Source organism: Prauserella isguenensis, from assembly GCF_014191605.1.
GTDB classification, from domain to species: Bacteria; Actinomycetota; Actinomycetes; order Mycobacteriales; family Pseudonocardiaceae; genus Prauserella; species Prauserella isguenensis.
The window spans coordinates 62,219-81,039 of record NZ_JACHWU010000007.1 but is presented as its reverse complement, the minus strand read 5'-3'; the positions used below and the strand labels follow the sequence as shown (position 1 = coordinate 81,039).

Here is an 18,821-nt window from a genome sequence, read left to right as displayed (position 1 = left end):
CGTCGGCTGCATCGTCGCACCCGAGGCACCGGGTAGCACCAGTTCATGGACAGGACCATGGACAGGACTCGCATACGGCGCTGCGCCGGGCTATACCACCCCGTCCGCACCCCACAGACCCTCCGAAACTAGGTACGGCAGGAAGCGCAACGCCGTCCTAATCTTCCCGGTACGACACCGATGCGGCACCCATTCGAGATCCGTGCTTTAGCTGCTCGAGTCGGCCCGCGCTATTCCCGGGAAGTCGCCACCTCGGGCAGCTCGGACCCGGACAACTCGACTGGCGTGGCGGGCCGGCTCGGCGATACCGGCGCGCCGACCTGGGGCCCCTCGGACATCAGGTCCTTAGCGAACGCCACCGCGACGGCGACCACGATGACGAGGAATGGTGCCGAGCTAACAATCACCATCTGCTGTAGTGACTCCAGCCCGCCGGCCGCCAACAGAGCGATGGCTGCCGCCCCGGTCACGGCACCCCAGAGCGCCAGCACTCGGCGCGACGGTTGCTCCGTGCCGTGGCTGGTTAGCATGCCGAGTACGTACGTGTTCGCGTCGGCTCCGGATACGAAGAACACGATCACCAGCAGGATCGTCACGATCGATGTGATGGCGGTCAGCGGCAGCGAGTCGAGAGTCGCAAAGAAGGCAGCGTTCGTGTCCTCCGCGGCTGCGGCCCCGATCGCCGTCTCGCCACCCATGTCGCGATTGATCGCCGTACCACCGAAGGCCGTGAACCACGCCGTGAACACCACAGTCGGCACGAGCAGCACCCCGGTAACGAACTCGCGCACTGTCCGTCCCCGCGAGATACGGGCCAGAAAGACCCCGACGAAGGCCGCCCACGACAGCCACCACGCGAGCATGAAGTACGTCCAGTTCTGCATGAAGCCCAGGTCTCCGCTCGCCGGCGTGATGAGGCTGGTCGCGACGAGCTCGCTGAGGTACCGGCCGACCGACTCCACGTACAGGTTCGCCAAGTAGATGGTCGGGCCGACGATGAGGACGAACACGAACAAGGCCCCACCGAGCCCCATGCTCGCCTCGGACAGATAGCGAATCCCCTTGGCGACACCGGTCAAGGCCGACGCGGTGAACAACAACGTGATGACCACGATGATGGCGAACTGCACCGGCAGCGAGTTCGGGATGCCGAACAGACTCGTCAGCCCTCCGTTGATCTGCAGAGCCCCGAGGCCGAGGGAAGTCGTGGTGCCGAACAACGTCGCGATGACGGCGAACACGTCGACTCCTTTACCCGCAGCTCCCTCCACACGGCGCCCCAGTAACGGGCGCAACAGCGCGCTGACGAGCCCGGGCCGCCCCCGGCGGAACATCGACCACGCCATAGCCAGCCCGACGACGGCGAAGATGCCCCAGGCATGCAACCCCCAGTCGAAGAACGAGAACTGCATCGCCGTGACCGCCGCGCCGGAGGTCATCGGTGCTGCGAGCCCGTGAGGCGGGGCAGCGAGGTGGCTGATCGGTTCCGCCACCCCGTAGGAGACCAGGCCGATCCCCATGACGGCTGAGACGATCATCGCGTACCAGGTGACACGACGGAACGCCGGTCGATCGTCGTCCTTTCCCAAACGCAACCGGCCATACCGGCTGCATGCCAGCACGAGAAGGAACACGAGGAAGCCGAGCGACGCCGCCAAGTAAGCCCACCCGAGCCCGCGCGTGATCCCGTCGAGAGCCGTGGCACCCGCTACCGCAAGCGAGTCACTCGCGACAGCGCCCCAGACGACGATCGCCAGGGCCAGCGTGAGCGAGACGTACAGGACAGGTCCGGGACGCCGGCGAACCGGCGGCACGGTCAAGAAATCGGACATCGTTGTCTCCGTCGAGATTCTCCGTGGGACCGCGGGAAGGAGCGTCCGCGCCGCATCCCGGTTCCGGGAGTGCGCATGACGCGTCAATGTGGCATGCAAGCTGACGACTGGTCAATGCCAACCCGGAAAGTACGAAAGACCCTCGTTACCCGGAAATTGGGAGTTTTCAGCGGCGGCAAGCGTAGGAAGGTAGACATCTTGACGCCGTACAGGGATCCGCCGTAGCTTCTCTTGCATGCAAGAACCTACCGAGGTTGTCGGGCGGAACGGGGCGCAGGCGCGGGTTCTGGCCGGTGTGCGGAGCGCGATCATCGAAGGTCGGCACGCTCCCGGCGAGCCACTCTCCGAACTCGCCCTCGCCGCCGAGTACGACGTGTCCCGGACTCCGGTTCGAGAAGCGCTCAAGCAGCTCCAGATCGAAGGACTGGTCGAGGTCCGCGCACGAGTCGGCACGTTCGTCCGTTCCCCGAGTCGGCGCGAAGTCGTGGAGCTGTTCGAGCTCAAGGAGATGCTCGAAGGCATGGCCGCACGACTGTTGGCCGCCCGCGGGCCGGTGCCCGTCCTGGACGAGATCGAGGACAACCTCGAGCGCTCCGGGCGGGCCGTGGCACAGGGCGACACCGAGGATTACGCGCGCCTCGTACACGGCTTCCACGAACTGCTCGTCGTCGGGGCCGACAACTCACAACTGGAATCGCACTACCGGACGCTCATGAACCAGCTCGCCTACCACCGGCTGGTATCCGCATCGCTGACCCGGCCCGGCCGACTCGGCGCGTCGCTGGCAGAGCACCGGAACGTGCTGGAGCTGATTCAGGAGAAGGACGGCTTCGGAGCCGAATTCGCCATGCGTGACCACGTCCGTTCCAGTGAACGGGCGACCCTCGCCGCCGACGACCCTCTCGCCGGAGGCACGCCGCTGCGGAAGGAAGTGTGACATGCGGTTCTCGATCTTTCACAACATCGGAGCGCCGGGGCGGCTCGGCGACGTCGCGACAGTCCTCGACGAGGTCCGAGAGATCGCGACGTTCGCCGACAACGCGGGCTACCACTCCATCTGGTACACCGAGCACCACTTCGGACACGAGGGCTTCGAACTCGTCCCGAATCCGCTCATGGTCGGAGCCGACATCGCGGCGCGCACCTCCCGTATTCGCATCGGGCAAGCGGCCAACATCGTCACGTTCTGGAATCCGATGCGCCTCGCCGAGGACATCGCGATGCTCGACCAGCTCTCCCGCGGACGCGTCGAGGTCGGTGTCGGACGCGGTCTGTACGGCCGGGAGGCGATGAACCTCAACCCGCTCGCCGACCCTCGGGACCAGGAACAGAACCGCGAGCTGTTCGAGGAGACGATCGACATCCTCCGCAAGGCGTGGAGCGGCGACTTCTTCTCCCACAACGGACGGTTCCACCAGTACCCAGCGCCGGGTGTGTCCTGGGACCATCCACTCTCGCCAGCCTCCCCGGAATTCGTCGGCGACGACGGCACGATCTCCGCCATGAAGGTCGTGCCGAACACGTTCCAGGACCCTCACCCGCCGCTGTCCCAGGTCATCGACAGCCCTCGGTCGATCCAGAGTGCGGCCAGAGCCGGCATGAACGGCATGTTCTGGATGCCACCCGTCTCCGAGCTGAAGGGCCGGTTCGAGCTCTACCGCGACACGCTGTCGGAGGCCACCGGCGTCGAACAGGAACTGGGCACCGGGCTGTCGCTCGTCCGCGACGTCTACGTGGCGGACACGATGGAACAGGCCCGCGCGGACTTCGAGGAAGCGCTCCTCACCTCGTATCGTTGGGTGTGTCACTGGCGAGGCCTCGGCAATATGCGTGAGGTCGGTGAGGACATCACGGGCCGCGAGCTGGACTACGATTTCCTCGCCGAGCGCAACCTTCTCGTGGGCACGCCCGACTACGTGGCCGAGAAGGTTCACGAGCTGCAGCAGGAACTGAACCTGCAGGACCTGCTGTTGTGGACTACGCACCCCGGCATGGACCACGGCAAGGTGATGCGCAGTTTCGAGCTGTTCACCGAGAAGGTCATGCCCCAGTTCGCGGAGAACCCGGCGTGAGTGGGAGTATCCGCCGGATCGTCACGGTGACCGACGAACCGCTGCACGAGGCGGGAGAGCCGGTCCGAGTGCCGGTGCGCCGCGTCGCAGCCGTCGCCGTCGTGTCCAACCCATGGGTCGGCCGCGGGGTCCTGAACGACCTGTCCGCAGAGGTGTCGGCGCTCGCCCCGGAGATCGCACACGCCCTGTCGGACCGACTGGTCTCGGCGCTGGGCGGCGCCGAACACGTCGAGGCGTTCGGGAAGGCCGCCCTGGTCGGTGTGAACGGAGAAATCGAGCATGCCGGCGCACTGATCCACACACCGTACTTCGGCGACGTGCTGCGGAGGCGCACGGACGGCGAATCGATCATCGTCTTCGCCGATCAACGATCCGGGGCCGGAACTTCCCTGCCGGTCCCGATCTGGCACAAGAATCACGCGTCCACCCGGTCGCACTACCAGACCGTTCCGGTTCGGGTGCCCGATGCGCCGCGGCCCGACGAGATCGCGGTGATCGCCGCGGCGTCGGACGGACCTCGTCCGAACGCACGCATCGGCGACCGGCGCACCGACACCGCGCTCGCCGATCACATCCTGACCGGTCATCCCGTCGCTGCTGAGAAGGAGCCACTGCCATGAGCACCGTCCGCGCCATCCACACGATCGTCGACGAAACCCACATCGAAGGGGGCAAGCAGGTCGACCCGCCCGCCAGGATCGCGGTCGTGCTCGCCGCCGTCGAGAATCCCTGGGCCGATAAGGGCTTCGTCCAGGATCTCCAGCCCCTCATCGACGAAGTCGCACCACAGCTGGGCAAACTGCTGAGCGACCGCGTGGTCGGCGCTCTCGGCACTCCGGTCGAAGCCTACGGAAAGGCCGCGATCGTCGGGCTGGACGGCGAGATCGAGCACGGCTCCGGTCTGATCCACACACTCAAGTTCGGCAACCACTTCCGCGACGCCGCACAGGCGACGACTTTGCTTCCCGCGGTGGAGAAGCGTGCCGCCGCAGGCTCGACGTTCGACATCCCCCTCAAGCACGTCACCGATGCGACGATCCGCTCGCACCACCAGACGGTCGAGGCACGGATGCCGGACGGGCCCCGTGCGAACGAGATCGTCATCGGGCTCGCCGCCGCCGCGCAGGGCCGTCCGCAGGCCCGGCTTGCCCCGCTGACCTCGGAGCAGTGAGCATGCCGGCCGATGTCGTCCTGCTGCACGGTGTGGGACTCGACCACACGATGTGGCGACGTGTCGCCGGCCCCCTGTCAGCCTCCGCGCAGCGAGTGCACACCCCGGATCTGCTGGGGCACGGAACCGCGTCCGACGCCGACGACGGCACCACGCTCGCGGATCTCGCCGCACCGATCACGGGCCTACTCGGCTCGCTGCCTAGTCGGGCCCACCTGGTCGGATTCTCACTGGGCGCACTCGTGGCCACCCGCGTGGCACTCGACCGCCCGGACGAGGTGTCGTCGTTGACACTCGTCAGCGGGGTGGCCGACCGACGCCCCGAGGAACGCGCCGCCGTGGACCGACGCCTGGCCGACGCCGAATCCGACCTGGCCGCGACGTTCGACGCCGCGATCGATCGCTGGTTCTCGCCGCGGTGGCGCCGAGCCGAACCGCGGTTGGCGGCGGAGACCCGTGCGGTACTCGCGGCCAACCGGCCGGCGAGCTACCTCGCCTGCTACCGGATTTTCGCCGAAGCGGACGCCGAGGTGTGGCCGGAACTACCGGACCTGCTTGCGCCGGTGCTGGCCATCACCGGAGCCGACGATCCGGGATCGACACCTCGCATGTCCGCAGCCGTGGCCTCTCGCGTACCGAACGGCCGCTCGGCGGCCGTTCCGGGAGCGCGCCACCTCCTGCCGTTGGAACGTCCGGACATGGTCACCGCAGCCGTCCTCGCACAGATCGAAACTCGACCCTTCGCCGTTGCTGGAGACACCACATCATGAGCACCACAGCTGCTGCCCAGTCGTCGTCCACCGGTTCCGCACGCCTGCCACGGTGGGAACACCATATTGCGGGAAAGGAGACCGCTCCGGCCGACGGCCGCTACTTCGCCAGCGACAACCCCACTACCGGCGAGGCCTGGTACGAGGCCGCGCGCGGCACAGCCGCCGACGTCGACCGTGCCGTAGCAGCCGCGCGGAGTGCATTCGAGTCGCCGCACTGGCGCAGGATGTCGCAGACGGCGCGCGGCGCCCTGCTGCGCCGCGTCGGTGAGCTGGTCGGCGAAAACGCCGATCGTCTCGCGCGCATGGAGTCGACCGACAACGGCAAGCTGCTCCGTGAGATGACGGCGCAGCTGGCGAGCTTGCCCGAGTATTTCCATTACTACGCCGGTCTCGCGGACAAGATTCACGGCGAAACGATTCCCGCGAGCAATGTCGACGTCCTCAATTACACGAGCCGGGAACCGGTGGGCGTCGTCGGCGCGATCACGCCGTGGAACTCACCGCTGACGCTGACAGTGGCGAAACTCGCCCCATTGTTGGCCGCGGGCAACACGGCCGTGGTGAAACCGTCGGAACACACCAGTGCCTCGATGCTGGCGCTTGCGCCACTGTTCGAGGAGGCAGGCTTTCCACCGGGCGTCGTCAACGTCGTGACCGGCATGGGTGACGAGGCGGGAGCGCGGCTGGTGGATCACCCCGACGTCGCGAAACTGTCCTTCACCGGCAGCACCGCGACCGGAGCGTGGATCGCCGAACGCGCCGGCAGGCGGTTGATCCGTGCGGGTTTGGAGCTGGGAGGCAAATCGCCGCAGCTGGTGTTCGGCGACGCCGATGTGGCGAGTGCCGCGAACGGGGTGATCGCGGGGATCTTCGCCGCCGCCGGTCAGACCTGCATTGCGGGTAGCCGGGTGTTCGCCCACCGCAGTGTCTACGACGAGCTCGTCGAACGGGTCGTCGGGAGGGCACGGACCATCCGGATCGGCGACCCCTTGGCGCCCGAGACCGAGCTGGGACCACTCGCCATGCGTGCGCAACTGGCCAAAGTGGAGGATTACGTCGCTGCAGGGCGCGCCGAGGGTGGTCAGGTCGCGCACGGCGGCAGGCGTCCCAAGGTCGGGCTCGGCGGCTGGTTCCACGAGCCCACCGTGTTCACCGACCTGCCGAACGACGCCCGATTGTGCCGGGAAGAGATCTTCGGCCCGGTCGTCGCGATCATGCCTTTCGACGCCGACGCAGAGGCTCTGCAGCTCGCGAACGACACGGCCTACGGCCTGGCCGCGGGTGTCTGGACCACGGATCTCTCACGCGCACACCGTGCCGCAGGCGCACTCGACGCAGGGACCATCTGGGTCAACATGTACCGCGCCATGTCACCGATGTCGCCGCGGTCCGGGTTCAAGGCTTCCGGACTCGGCGTCGAGCACGGCTCCGAGGTGATTCGGGAGTACACACGGTTGAAGAGCGTCTGGATCAACACCAGCGACGAACCCGCCGGCGACCCGTTCGTCCTGCGCTCCTGAAAGGAAAACTCATGAGTCTGAGCACGACCGTCGCACCGAACGGAACGGTCGACACCGATGCCGTGCGCGCGACGTTCGCCCGGTTTCCGAGCGGTGTGACAGCCGTCTGTGCGCTTGACGCCGACGGAACTCCGATCGGGTTGGCTGCCAGTTCGTTCGTGGGTGTCTCGCTCGATCCGCCACTGGTCGGCGTGTGCGTGCAGTACACGTCCACAACGTGGCCGCGGCTGGCGCACAGGCCTCGGTTGGGACTGTCGGTGCTCGCCGCCTCACAGGACCTGACGTGCCGCCAACTCGCCGCAAAAACCGGTGACCGATTCGCAGGACTGGACTGGCATGCCACCGACGACGGCGCGCTCCTACTGCAGGGCGCGACCGCGTGGCTGGACTGCTCGATCGAACGAGCCGTTCCCGCCGGAGATCACGAGTTCGTGCTGTTCCGAGTGCACGAACACGGAGTCCAGCCACAGTGCGGCCCACTCGTGTTCCACGCGAGCCGGTTCCACACCCTGTCCGAATTGGAAGCTGCATCGTGACGGCTCAGCTCGAGCGGCCGATCTCTGCTCCGGAACCGTCCAGTATCGCTTCTTCGGTTACCGCGCTACGGTCAGGAGGCCCCGTTCTACTGGTCAACGACGAGCGTCCCGAGGTCGCCGATGTGCTCCTGCCTGCTGCTCTGGCCGAGACCGAGCAGGTGGCCTGGATCGTCCGGCACACGTCCGGCCTGTTGCGGACCCCCATGCCCGTCGACCGTGCCGACGCGCTCTACCTTCCGGCCATGGTGCGCGAGAACCAAGATCCTGCGACAGTATCCTACGCCGTGTCCGTCGATGCGGCGAACGGGATCGGCACCGGCATCAGTGCTCGCGATCGCGCTCGGACAGCTCGGGTCCTCGCGGACCCTGATTCGGGCCCGGAGACACTGTGTCGCCCCGGCCACGTGCTCCCCGTCCGTGTCGGGCCCACCGCTGGGCCTACGCCGGACACGGCCGCAATCCGGCTGTGCCGCGAGGCCGACCTCCCTCCGGTCGGCCTGACCGCAGGCCTTGTCGAAGGGGCCGAGGGACCGGCCGGCTCGACGACACCCGGGCAGCCAGAGATCGCCGCGCTGGCAGACCGGTACGGACTTCCCGTCGTCGATATCAACGACGCATGGTTCGGAAGCCGTTGCGGCGGAATCGTGCCCGCCGCAGGGATCACAGCCAGACCGCGTGGGAAGCTCACAACCCCGCACGGAGACGTGTCGGTCGTGGAGTACCGGGACCGTCTACACGGTGTCGAACACCTCGCGATCCACGGCGACCTCGCGGCCGAACCACCACGCCTGTCCGTGCATATCGGATGCGCAATCGGAGACCTACTCGGAAGCAGCGCATGTGCGTGCCGTGCCAATCTGGATGCCGCAGTCTCCACGACCGCTCAAGACGACGGCGTGCTGGTATATCTACGCGCCAGACACGAGTTCGGACTGTTCGGCCACTCGTCCAGTGCCGCCGACGCTCCTGCCGCTCTTGTCGCGGCTGTCCTGGCCGATCTCGGCATACCCCGGATCCAGCTGGAGCATGACGCACCGATATCTCGGCAGCATCTGACGGCTCGGGGCGTCCAAGTCACCTGACCCCGGGCGGGCGCCGAGCGGATCGTCCGAGCTTCCGAACGCGCCCGGAACCGAAGGGATTCCAGGCACAGCCGTCGATCGCGGCGGTGATCGCGGCTCGTTGCATGGTAAGTGCCGCAGCGGCAGATGTTGCGCAAGGTGTCGAGGGGCTGCGTCGACCAGATCCAGATGTGCTCTGGCACACCTCGGCGCAGACGCCCAGAGGTATGCGCATACCGGCACCGCCCGCTGGACACCATCCGCACCGCGCTGCGCCAGACACCTGAGCCAGAGGCCACCCGGACGCACAGCTGGAGGCGTTGACCAAGCCGACCGAAACCGACCCAGACCGTTGCGGCCGGTACTCGAGGCCGCTCGGGCGACAGTCGAAAACGAGGGCAGCGACAAACGCTGACTCCACGAAGATCATGAACAGGACGGAGACAGGATCGTCCGGACAGACCGTTGGCACAGGTCAACGGGCATTTGCATCTTGTGGACCGGGTCGAACTTGAGCCGACGGCCAAGGGATGCGAGCCCGCAAAATCACCTGCCCTGGTCTGCGTCTCCTGCCACCCGGCGCATCGGACACCTTCACCTACGGCATCCGCGTCACCGGCACCGATTGACGACGACACGCCCTGCCTGCCATCAGTACCGAACCGATAGTGAGCAGCTGCAGACACAGTCGCCGGACGCCGGGTGAACACCCGCCAGATGATGCCAATACCCACCGGTTCCGGCGGAGTGTCCATGCCGACCGCCGTGCAGGTGAAGGATCGCAGGCCACCGGCGCCGAGTCGTAGCGGGCGCGGGTCCGTCGTCGAACGTGACATCGACACCGCGCCATCCTGCGCGATTGCGACCACCGACAGTCCGAACGGGACTATCCGCCCGCCTCGGCCGCGCCCGTCACGAGAACTTGGGCCGGCGGGGGCCGGTGCAAGCCGAGGGCCGCCAGCATATTAGCACCGCCCCTGCGGTGGTCCTCGAGTTCGACGAGCACCGTGCCCACGTCGTACGGCGCCCGCAGGCCGAGCGTGTCGTAGCCGTAACCTGCGCGGGCCACTGCGTCCCACACGCCGAGATCCCGGAGAACTTGCAACGCATCGCCCTGCAGCTTGATCGCCGAGCCGCGACTCCGACCTGAGCCGCAAAGGCATCGTCTCGCAGCTCACGAGCCAGTCAGGCAGGCGCCGACATGGTCGCTGAACAATCAACCGCGGCATCACCTGGTCGGGTGTATGCGCCCGACTTTTCGGCCTCTCACGCCACCACCTCTCACCTGGTCGGGCGACCACGCGGCGCTCTCACGCGGTGACAACGACGCGGGGCCCAACGGCCACGCCCGCTAATCACTAGACGGTACTCATGACCATCACAGGGGTTGACTGTTAACAGTCAACAACTCTAGCGTGCTCGCCACCACAGCGCCCCACCCGAACAGGAGCAAAGGAGCACCATGAGTCCGCAGCGCACCGCCGTCATCACCGGAGCGAGCAGCGATAACGGAATCGGCATCGCCACTGCGCGACGCTTCGCCCGCGAAGGCTGGGCTGTCGTGGTCCTCGACCTGGCCGGGGACCAGGCGGAGGTAGTGGCGAAGTCCATCGCCTCCGAGCACGGCGTAGCCGCGTTCGGACACGCAGTGGACGTCGCCGACGAGACCGCGGTCGACGCAGCACGGGACGCAGTGACCGCCGAGGTCACGGCCGGCCGGCTGCCCGAGATCGGTGCCGTCGTCAACATCGCCGGCATCACCTCGCCGGTCGACTTCCTCGACACGACCCTCGACCTGTGGCGCCGGGTGATGGACGTCAACGCGACCGGGACCTACCTGGTCACCAAGGCTTTCCTTCCCCGGATGGTCGACAGCGGATGGGGGCGCATCGTCAACATGTCGTCGGTCTCCGCTCAGCGCGGCGGCGGAGTCTTCGGCAAGGTTCCCTACTCTGCGGCGAAGGCCGCCATCCTCGGTTTCACCAAGGCACTGGCCCGTGAGCTCGGACCGACCGGCGTCACCGTCAACGCGGTCACTCCCGGCGCGGTGGACACCGACATTCGGGTCGGCAGCACTGCCGAACAGGAAGCACAGATCGCCGGCGCCATTCCGGTCGGCCGCACCGCGACGACCGAGGAGGTCGCGGCGGCCATCACCTTCCTCTGCTCAGCGGATTCCTCATACCTGACTGGCGTCACCCTCGATGTCAACGGCGGAAGCCACCTGCACTGACGACCTCCACTGACCATCGGCCAACGTCGCCCGATCCCCCCGGAGAACCCCGTGGACGCTTTACTTCTGACACACCTGGGCATCACGGTTATCGGCATCGTGCTGATGATCGTGGCGCTGCGCATCAACCCCGTCATCTCGCTGGTCGTCGGCGCGCTATACCTCGGCGTCGCAGGCGGCATGGGATTCGCCGACTCCGTCAGCGCTGTCACCGACGGATTCGGCGGCCTGATGGCGGAAGTCGGCCTCATCATCGGCTTCGGCGTGATGATCGGGACGACCCTCTCGGCCACCGGCACGCTGCAACGCGTGGTCGACAGGTTCCTCGCTCTCGCGGGCCCGAAACGGTCGCCGTACGTGCTGGGCCTCACCTCCGGCATCGTCTTCCCGGCGATCTACTTCGACGTCGCACTGGTGATCCTCGCTCCGATCGCCGGCGCGATCGCCAAACGAACGGGCCGCAGCCTGGCCACACTCGCCGGATCCCTCGCGATCGGGCTCGAGGTGGGTCTGCTGATCGTCGTGCCGGGCGTCGCCGCCGTCACCATCGCCGGCCCGCTGGGCGTCCCGCTCGGCACAGTGCTGCTGTGGGGCCTGCCGCTCGGGATCGTCTTCATCCTCGGCAGCATCTTCCTGCACGACCGGCTGATGAGGCTGATCTTCAACCCGGACACCGACCGCGAACCCGACTTCGACGACTCGTTGTTCGCGGTGGCCGCGGCCGACACCACTACGTCGCGTTCCGACGGTCCGGGCGCAGCGCGAAGCCCGGCGGTCAAGACGCGCCAGCAGCCGCTCCTCGTGGCGATGCTGCCGGTCATAGTCCCGATCGTGCTCATCGTGATCAACACCATCGGCGAGGTCACAGGCAACTCGATCCCGTTCCTCGCCTTCCTCGGTAGCCCCGTCGTCGCCCTCATCATCGGCTTGCTGATCGGCATCGTGCTCGCCGTCCCGGTCGTGGGGCGCGACGGCATCGACGACCTGATCACCAAGGGCGCCCAGACCTCCGGTTCGATCCTGCTCTTCACCGGCGTCGCCGGTTCGCTCGGTGAGGTGATCAACAAGGTCGGTATCAGCGACATGCTCGGCAGCGCTTTCACCGCCAACGCCTCCATCCCGGTCCTGCTCGCCTGGATCGTCGCCGCGGTGCTGCGGCTTGCACAGGGCTCGGCGTCGGTGGCGGCTATCACCGCGGCCACGCTGCTCGCGCCGATCGTGGGCACAATCTCGGCCCCGGCGATCCTCATCCTGCTCGCCGCCGGCACGGGAGCGGCGTTCGGCGGGCACGTCACCGACAACACCTTCTGGATCTTCAAGCAGATGCTCGGATTCACCGTCAAAGGCACGTTCAAGATCTACACCCTCGCTCAGTCCACGTTCGCCGTCGTCGGGCTCGGCGTCTGCCTCCTGCTGGGCCTCGTGCTCTGAGTTCCGGAAAGGAGGACACGACGATGACCCCGCCGACTCCCCAGGCCATCACCTTCATCGGCATCGGCGCCATCGGGCTGCCGATGGCCACTCAGCTCGGCTGCGCCGGTATCGACGTCACCGCCGTCGACACCGACCCCGACCGGCTGCAGCACGCCGCCGGCGAGGGGATGCGCACGACGACCGACACTGCTTCCGCGGACGAGGCCGAGGCCGTGATGTGCATGGTCGCCACCGCCGAACAGCTGCGGACGATCACGCTCGGTCCCGACGGCGTGCTCGCCCGCATGAGCCCGGGCAGCACGCTTGTCGTGATGAGCACGGTGGGCCCCGACGCCGTGGCAGAGCTGGTCGCCGGGGCTCCCGAGGGCGTGAGCGTCCTGGACGTTCCGGTCACCGGCGGCGTATCCCGTGCCCGCACCGGCGAGCTGCTGCTCTTCGCCTCAGGACCACCCGAGGCCCTGGCCCGGCTGCGCCCGGCGCTGGACCCGCTCGGCCAGGTGGTCGACTGCGGCGCCGAGCCCGGCCGTGGACAAGCCATGAAGGCGGTGAACCAGCTGCTCTGCTCAGTCCATCTGGTCGCTGCCGCCGAGGCGCTCGCTCTGGCCGAGGCCCTCGGACTCGACCCCGCGGAGGTTCTACCGGCCGTCGCCGGTGGCGCCGGCGGGTCCTGGATGCTCAGCGACCGTGGTCACCGGATGCTTCAAGGTCCGGACACCGAGGTGACCAGTGCAGTCAGCATCTTCGTCAAGGATTCCGGACTGGTGGCCGACATCGCGGCGACGGCGGGACTTGACACGCCGCTGCTCGAGGCGGCGGCCGCCAGGTTCCGTGCCGCCGCCGACGCCGGCCTGGCGGAGCAGGACGACTCACAGGTCATTCGCACCTATTGCGCACTCACGCCCACATCGTTCGCCCACAACGACCCCGCAACCGACCTCACTACTGGAGATACCAGATGAATACAGAGGACAGCGCCCGCGCGACCGGCGAGAGGATCCCTGCCGAGACCACAGTCACCCGTCAGAAGCGGCTCGAGCGCATCCGCGAGGCTGCGTTCAACATCCGCAGTAGCGCCCTCATCCAGGCGGAGGTGCAGGGGCAAGGCTATATCGGGCAGGCGCTCGACATCGCCGACGTGCTCGCCGTGTTGTACGCCGACCAGCTGGCACTGCGTCCTGACGACCCGGAGTGGGAGGGCCGCGACCGCTGCCTGCTCTCGATCGGGCACTACGCACTGGCGTTGTACGCCGCCCTGGTCGAGGCGAAGGTGCTTCCCGCAGAAGAGCTGGACACCTACGCGACCGACGACTCGCGACTACCGATGTCGGCCATGGCCTCCTATACACCGGGGGTCGAGATCTCCGGTGGCTCGCTCGGCCACGGGCTGACGATCGCCAACGGGATCGCCATGGGCCTCAAGCGCAAGGACAACCCCGCATTCGTCTACAACATTCTCTCCGACGGCGAGCTCAACGAGGGATCGACGTGGGAGGCCGCTGCGGTCGCCGGGCACCACGAACTCGACAACCTGATCGCGATCGTGGACTTCAACGACCAGCAGGCGGACGGAAAAAGCAGCGGCGTACTCGGGATGGAACCGGTCGACCAGAAGTTCGAGACATTCGGATGGATCGCCCGCCGAGTCGACGGCCACGACCTGCCGGCCCTGCTCACCGCCCTGGAGGAGCTCCGGGCCGAGGAGGCCGGCAAGCCACGCTGCCTCGTCGTCGACACGAAGCTCGGCAAGGGCGTGGAGTTCCTCGAGACCAGGGAAAAACTGCACTTCATGCGGGTCGCCCCCGACGAATGGGCCACGGCCCACCAGCAGCTCAAGGAGTCCTACGAAGCATGAGCATTCACACCAGCACCGCCGCGACCGCCCCGAAGCGGCTCACCTCCGACGCGATGAGCGCGTCACTGGCCCGCGAGGACCAACGCGTCACCGCCGCACCCCTCGGTCATGCCCTGGTCGAACTGGCCCAGGAGGACGACCGGATCATCGGACTATCCGCCGACCTGGCGAAATACACGGATCTGCACGTCTTCCGTGACGCGATGCCGGACCGCTTTTACCAGATCGGGATGGCAGAGCAAGCACTGGTGGGCTCCGCCGCCGGCCTGGCGCTGGAGGGGTTCGTCCCCTTCGTGTCGACGTACTCGGTCTTCGCCACCCGCCGGGCCTACGACTTCCTCTGCCTGGACATTGCCGAGGCCGGTCTCAACGTCAACATGGTGTGCGCACTACCGGGGCTGACGACCGGCTACGGACCCTCGCATCAAGCCACAGAAGACCTCGCGATCCTGCGCGGCATGCCCGACCTGACCATCGTCGACCCGTGCGACGCCGTGGACATCGAACAGGCAGTGCCGCAGCTGGCCGCGCACGACGGCCCGACGTACACCCGCATCCTGCGGGGCAAGGTGCCACGGGTGCTCGACGAGTACGACTATTCCTTCGAGCTCGGCAAGGCCAAACTGGTCCGGGACGGTGCCGACGTGCTCCTGGTGTCCACCGGGTTGATGACCGAACGTGCGCTCGAGGCTGCCCGCGAACTGGAGGCAGACCGGATCGACGTGGCCGTCCTGCACGTCCCGACACTCAAACCCCTCGACGAGGAGACGATCCTGCACGAGCTGGGCAAGGACCGGCTGGTGATGACGTGCGAGAACCACACGGTCATCGGCGGCCTGTTCGACGCCGTCGCACACACGCTGGTACGTAACGGGAGCGGCCGGCAGGTCACCCCCGTCGGCCTGCCCGACGAGTTCCTCAATGCCGGCGCGCTGCCTACGCTCTCGGACCGGTACGGCGTCAGCACCGGCAAGCTCGTCGAGCGGATCCGCGCCATGCACGGCGCCGCACACCGATAGGTCAACAGTCAACAGGCCGGGTAAGCTGGGCCCGGCCGACGACAACGAAGGAAACGATGAACAGCACCTCCGGAGCTCTCGCCGGGCTCGAACGCACCAGCCTCCGTCAACGCGCGCTACTCGCGCTGCGACGGGCGATCAGCACCGGCGAGCTCGCGCCCGGCACCCACCTGGTCGAGACCGACCTCTCGGAGAAGCTCGGCATCAGCCGCGGCACGCTACGAGAGGCGATGCGCCAGCTGCAACAGGAAGGCATCATCTCGACCAACGCCAAGGGCGGCCTCGCGGTTCGGACCCTCGACACCGAGGAGATCGTCCACCTGTTCGCAGTCCGGGCGGCCCTCGAGTCACTGGCCGCCGAGTCCCTCGCCGGTCGCCCCGACCGGGACTCCGCCGTGACCGTGCTACGCGAAGCCGTGCAAGCGATGGTCGATAACCAGGACGCCGAGGTCGGCGAACGCATAGAAGTCGACCTGACCTTCCACCGCGAGCTGTGCCGACTCTCCGGCAACACCGTCCTGCTGCGCTCCTGGGAGGGACTCGAGGGGGCCATCCGGATGTCTGTCATGTGGGCCGGCCGCGACCGCGCCGTCGCCAACATGGCTGTCGGCCCCCACGTCGAGATCGTCGACATCATCGCGAGCGGCGAGGCCCACAAGGCCCACGAATTCGTGCGCAGCCACATGGACGAGGCCGCAGCCAACCTGGTGAGTTGAGTCTGCGGCCCTCTCCCGGGGCCGTCGCCGGGTCGAGGTGAACCCGGCGCCTGTGAATGCATGGTCGTTGCCGCGCAGTCAGGGCAGCTGCGCGGCAAAACAGCCGAAGGCGGCATGCCGGATTACGGCGGATGCACGCCAACGGCCGCTACACGATCGCCGATCTCACTGAGTTGTTCATCATTCCCACGCTTGACCTGCTTGTTGGGTTCCAGTCGTGGTCGCTAACTGGCAGTGGGGACGATGTCCTGTTAGGACAGTAGTTCATACTCGATGGGTGTGTTGTAGCCGAGAGCGGGTGGCGCCGTCGTCGGTTGGCGCGATCGACCTGCGTCCGCCCATCGCGCACAATCTCGTGTCGGGTGGCCGAGGCCAAGGAGGTTGGCGTCGCCGACCTCACCGTGTGGCGCCCCGGGCTCTTCGACCTCAACCGCACCTTCCACGAAACGATCATGGGATGCAGCCACAACACCGTCCTCATCGACGCACTCAAATGCGTCGACCGGCTGCGCAGGCTCATTGAGTACCGGTGCTCCCGCGACCGGGCCCCTCCGCTGCCGCGAACCCATCGAAATCGCCGACCTGCTTTCGACGAACACCGCGCAGAAGCGTCCGAGGCGATGCGCCGACACCTCGACACGGTCAATATCGAGAAGGTCAACGAGGGTCAGCAACTACTCGGCGCACCGGCCCACAACTCAACCCGGCCAGAACTGTCGAACCGCTCTGTCACCACCGGCACTGCGGCACCGGTAGCACCAGCTTTGCGCGACGCCCGTCAGACACACGCGGCAGGAACCCCGCTTCCAGGGCCGACGCACTGCACGAATCCCTTGCTCTACAAGCGGCACCTGCGGGGCCACCGTTCGGTACCAGCCCAACACGCGGGACGAGCCCCAGAGAGCGGAGCCGGATCGTGAACATGCAGGTCAGAAGGGTGGGCCGGGTCGGACTTGAACCGACGTCCAAAGGATTATGAGCCCGCAGAATCACCCGTCAGGAGTAGAAGCCGCAGGTTGGACGGTAAATCGTCGGCCGCCCTGAGGCATCAAGCAGAACCTATTCATGGACAGGACCATGGACACGCCGCCGCCCATACAGAAGACATCCAGCGTATCCCGCGTCTCACACTCCGACATCTGTAGCGCAGTTCTCAGGACCGACTACCCGAGGGGGCAGCCGGTCCTGAGCCGTGGGCGGCTGGCGACCATGCAGCTACCGCGCAGTACTGACCCGTTCGTGGCTGCCCGGCAGCTTGTTCCCGTCGCGGTCGGCAATCAGGTCGGTGTGTCGAGACTCCGGAATGAGCACGACCGCGATGAACGAAATCACTGCCATCGCGGCGACGTAGCCCGCGATGATGTAGCCGGACTCGGTGAGTTCGAACAGGGTCGTGGCAACGATCGGGCTCAACGCAGCACCGAACACACCTGCAAGTTGGTACCCCACCGATGCACCGCTGTAGCGCACCTGTGTCCGGAACATCTCCGAGAACATCGCCGCGGTGGGGCCACCGGCCAAACTGAGCGCCAAGCCGAAGATCAGCATGTGGCCGGCCAGCATCAGCCCGAAGTTCCCGGTGTTGAACAAGGCGAACGCAGGAAAGATCAGCACGCCCATCCCGATCACCCCGGCCAGATAGACGGGTTTGCGTCCGTACCGGTCGGACAACGCACCGGCAAGGATGTGGAGCACTGTGCTGACGATCGCCGAGGCCATGATGACGCCGAGTACCGTGGACCGCGACGCTTCGACCACGGCCGTTCCATAGGTGGCGAGGTAAGAAATGAAGATATACGCCACTGTGCTCTGGACCAGGAAGGCACCGGCCACGAGCAGCACCTGTCGTGGATTCTCACGCAGCACCGTGACGATCGGAGCACGCGTCTGCTTCTTCTCGACCTGTACTGCTTGGAATGCCGGGCTTTCCGAAACCCGCAGTCGGACCACGAGGCCCACAGCGATCAGGACCGCGCTGGCGAGAAACGGGATGCGCCATCCGAAGCTCATGAACTGCTCGTCGGGAAGGAGCGAGACGAGGAAGAACGCTCCCGTCGCGAGGAGCGTGCCCAAGGGTGCCCCGGCTTGCGGCCAGCTGCCGTAGAAGCCGCGGCGCCCCGGCGATGAGTGTTCGACGGCCATCAGCACGGCGCCACCCCACTCACCGCCCACAGCCACACCTTGCACGAGGCGCAACACGACCAGCAAGGTCGGGGCGAGCACGCCTGCTGCGGCGTAAGTGGGAAGCAAGCCGATGGCGACCGTCGACAGTCCCATGATCATCATGGAGAGCACGAGCATTTTCTTCCGGCCGACCCGGTCGCCGAAGTGTCCAAAGATGACCCCACCGGCGGGGCGTGCCACGAAGCCGACTCCGAAGCTGGCAAAAGCCAGCAGGGTGCCGATGAACGGACTCGTTTCGGGGAAGAACAGTTTCGGGAACACCAGCGCGGCAGCGGTGCCGTAGATGAAGAAGTCGTAGAACTCGATGGTGGTACCGGCCAAGCAGGCGGCTGCGACTTTCCGAACCGGCGTTTCGGAAGTGGAGGTAGCTGTGGGGCCGGAATCCGCGCAGGCCGGAGGTACTTCGGACATGGCGCGT

General features: G+C 66.9%; 18 protein-coding genes. 15 read left to right on the top strand and 3 right to left on the bottom strand.

Going from position 1 to position 18,821, the window contains the following annotated elements; all coding sequences use genetic code 11:
- Positions 1–230: 230 nt before the first annotated feature.
- Entirely contained in the window at positions 231–1,832 is a 1,602-nt protein-coding gene (locus tag FHS23_RS20645; protein ID WP_183658695.1) for a BCCT family transporter, read from the bottom strand.
- 235 nt (positions 1,833–2,067) lie between these two features.
- Here FHS23_RS20645 and FHS23_RS20640 point away from each other — a divergent pair, with 235 nt between their 5' ends.
- Genes FHS23_RS20640 through FHS23_RS20605 form a run of 8 tightly spaced genes read left to right on the top strand, consistent with a single transcriptional unit; the run spans position 2,068 to position 8,986 of the window.
- The gene (locus FHS23_RS20640; RefSeq protein ID WP_183658693.1) at positions 2,068–2,769 is read left to right on the top strand and encodes a GntR family transcriptional regulator; all 702 of its coding nucleotides are present in this window, start codon (positions 2,068–2,070) and stop codon (positions 2,767–2,769) included.
- Between the two features lies 1 nt (position 2,770).
- Positions 2,771–3,904 carry an LLM class flavin-dependent oxidoreductase gene (locus FHS23_RS20635; protein ID WP_183658691.1) on the top strand — a complete coding sequence of 378 codons (1,134 nt, stop codon included), beginning with the start codon at positions 2,771–2,773 and terminating at the stop codon, positions 3,902–3,904.
- Positions 3,901–4,524: an amino acid synthesis family protein gene (locus FHS23_RS20630; RefSeq protein WP_183658689.1), complete on the top strand. Its 624-nt coding sequence runs from the start codon at positions 3,901–3,903 to the stop codon at positions 4,522–4,524. The genes FHS23_RS20635 and FHS23_RS20630 overlap by 4 nt, the downstream gene beginning before the upstream one ends.
- On the top strand, positions 4,521–5,075 hold the full coding sequence (locus FHS23_RS20625) for an amino acid synthesis family protein (RefSeq protein WP_183658687.1): 555 nt from the start codon (positions 4,521–4,523) through the stop codon (positions 5,073–5,075). Before FHS23_RS20630 ends, FHS23_RS20625 begins: the two co-directional genes overlap by 4 nt.
- Positions 5,076–5,077: 2 nt before the next feature.
- Positions 5,078–5,845, top strand: a complete 768-nt coding sequence (locus FHS23_RS20620; protein ID WP_221219888.1) for an alpha/beta fold hydrolase — start codon at positions 5,078–5,080, stop codon at positions 5,843–5,845.
- Positions 5,842–7,368, top strand: a complete 1,527-nt coding sequence (locus FHS23_RS20615) for an aldehyde dehydrogenase (RefSeq protein ID WP_183658683.1) — start codon at positions 5,842–5,844, stop codon at positions 7,366–7,368. The genes FHS23_RS20620 and FHS23_RS20615 overlap by 4 nt, the downstream gene beginning before the upstream one ends.
- 11 nt (positions 7,369–7,379) lie before the next feature.
- Positions 7,380–7,904, top strand: coding sequence for a flavin reductase family protein (locus FHS23_RS20610; RefSeq protein WP_183658681.1), 525 nt, complete (start codon positions 7,380–7,382; stop codon positions 7,902–7,904).
- Entirely contained in the window at positions 7,901–8,986 is a 1,086-nt protein-coding gene (locus tag FHS23_RS20605; RefSeq protein ID WP_183658679.1) for a 3,4-dihydroxy-2-butanone-4-phosphate synthase, read from the top strand. The genes FHS23_RS20610 and FHS23_RS20605 overlap by 4 nt, the downstream gene beginning before the upstream one ends.
- Positions 8,987–9,851: 865 nt before the next feature.
- Here the strand turns inward: FHS23_RS20605 and FHS23_RS20600 are convergent.
- The gene (locus tag FHS23_RS20600; protein WP_183658677.1) at positions 9,852–10,046 is read right to left on the bottom strand and encodes a hypothetical protein; all 195 of its coding nucleotides are present in this window, start codon (positions 10,044–10,046) and stop codon (positions 9,852–9,854) included.
- Between the two features lie 381 nt (positions 10,047–10,427).
- Here FHS23_RS20600 and FHS23_RS20595 point away from each other — a divergent pair, with 381 nt between their 5' ends.
- The 7 genes from FHS23_RS20595 (at position 10,428) to FHS23_RS20565 (ending at position 17,139) form a co-directional block, all read left to right on the top strand.
- The gene (locus FHS23_RS20595; RefSeq protein WP_183658675.1) at positions 10,428–11,198 is read left to right on the top strand and encodes an SDR family NAD(P)-dependent oxidoreductase; all 771 of its coding nucleotides are present in this window, start codon (positions 10,428–10,430) and stop codon (positions 11,196–11,198) included.
- A gap of 51 nt (positions 11,199–11,249) precedes the next feature.
- The gene (locus FHS23_RS20590) at positions 11,250–12,629 is read left to right on the top strand and encodes a GntT/GntP/DsdX family permease (RefSeq protein WP_183658673.1); all 1,380 of its coding nucleotides are present in this window, start codon (positions 11,250–11,252) and stop codon (positions 12,627–12,629) included.
- Positions 12,630–12,652: 23 nt separating this feature from the next.
- Positions 12,653–13,591: an NAD(P)-dependent oxidoreductase gene (locus FHS23_RS20585; RefSeq protein WP_183658671.1), complete on the top strand. Its 939-nt coding sequence runs from the start codon at positions 12,653–12,655 to the stop codon at positions 13,589–13,591.
- On the top strand, positions 13,588–14,484 hold the full coding sequence (locus FHS23_RS20580) for a transketolase (RefSeq protein WP_183658669.1): 897 nt from the start codon (positions 13,588–13,590) through the stop codon (positions 14,482–14,484). Before FHS23_RS20585 ends, FHS23_RS20580 begins: the two co-directional genes overlap by 4 nt.
- Positions 14,481–15,503: a transketolase family protein gene (locus FHS23_RS20575; protein ID WP_183658667.1), complete on the top strand. Its 1,023-nt coding sequence runs from the start codon at positions 14,481–14,483 to the stop codon at positions 15,501–15,503. The genes FHS23_RS20580 and FHS23_RS20575 overlap by 4 nt, the downstream gene beginning before the upstream one ends.
- Positions 15,504–15,559: 56 nt before the next feature.
- Positions 15,560–16,219 carry a GntR family transcriptional regulator gene (locus tag FHS23_RS20570; protein WP_183658664.1) on the top strand — a complete coding sequence of 220 codons (660 nt, stop codon included), beginning with the start codon at positions 15,560–15,562 and terminating at the stop codon, positions 16,217–16,219.
- A gap of 362 nt (positions 16,220–16,581) precedes the next feature.
- Positions 16,582–17,139: an FCD domain-containing protein gene (locus FHS23_RS20565; RefSeq protein WP_183658662.1), complete on the top strand. Its 558-nt coding sequence runs from the start codon at positions 16,582–16,584 to the stop codon at positions 17,137–17,139.
- Positions 17,140–17,434: 295 nt separating this feature from the next.
- Here FHS23_RS20565 and FHS23_RS20560 read toward each other — a convergent pair whose 3' ends face one another.
- Positions 17,435–18,814, bottom strand: coding sequence for an MFS transporter (locus FHS23_RS20560; protein WP_183658660.1), 1,380 nt, complete (start codon positions 18,812–18,814; stop codon positions 17,435–17,437).
- Positions 18,815–18,821: the final 7 nt, after the last annotated feature.